Source organism: Paenibacillus forsythiae T98 (assembly GCF_000520735.1).
Taxonomy (GTDB): Bacteria; Bacillota; Bacilli; order Paenibacillales; family Paenibacillaceae; genus Paenibacillus_AQ; species Paenibacillus_AQ forsythiae.
Window position 1 is genome coordinate 1 of the sequence record NZ_ASSC01000733.1, and the last position, 612, is coordinate 612.

At 60.5% G+C, this 612-nt stretch carries 1 protein-coding gene; it reads left to right on the forward strand.

The genetic code is table 11. The features are described 5' to 3' along the window. On the forward strand, positions 1 to 612 hold a 612-nt coding region (locus tag L692_RS0122335), incomplete at both ends, for a DUF4832 domain-containing protein (protein ID WP_025702206.1).

Here is a 612-nt window from a genome sequence, read left to right on the forward strand (position 1 = left end):
TTATGGAATGGGGCTGTACAATGACGCTTTCGGCAAGCATGATTCGACCATTGACGAATTCCTGAACTGGTACACTAACGGCTATACCTCCTGGCTGACGAAGGACAAGGAGCCGGCGATGCGGGATTTCTGGATGAAGTCGCCCAGCGGAGGCGAATTCTCGGGAGACCCGCGTGTCTTCCTGGAGGCCGGGAACCTGGAAGAGTCGCTCCGTCAGGTCCGGTTAACCCACGTATCCTGGCTTGGCCCCTCCGCGCCTTGGGACGAGGAGCCTGGAGGCCCGCTGCAGGCGAATATCGACCGCTTTCTCCGCACCATCGGCTACCGGTTCGTTATCCGGAAGGCAGTCTACGAAGAAACAAGAAAGCCGGGCGAGACGCTGCACGTCAAGCTGAACATCGTCAACCGCGGAACGGCGCCTTTTTACTTCAAATGGCCGCTGGAGATTTCACTGGCGGACGGAGCGGGAAACATCAGGGCTTCCGTCCGCAGCTCCACCGATATCCGAAGCTGGCTTCCGGGCGCAAGTACGGCAGCCATCCACCTGAATGTGCCGGGCGGGCTTCCGGGCGGGCGCTATACGGTGCTGGCCGCTATTCTCGACCCGGACAG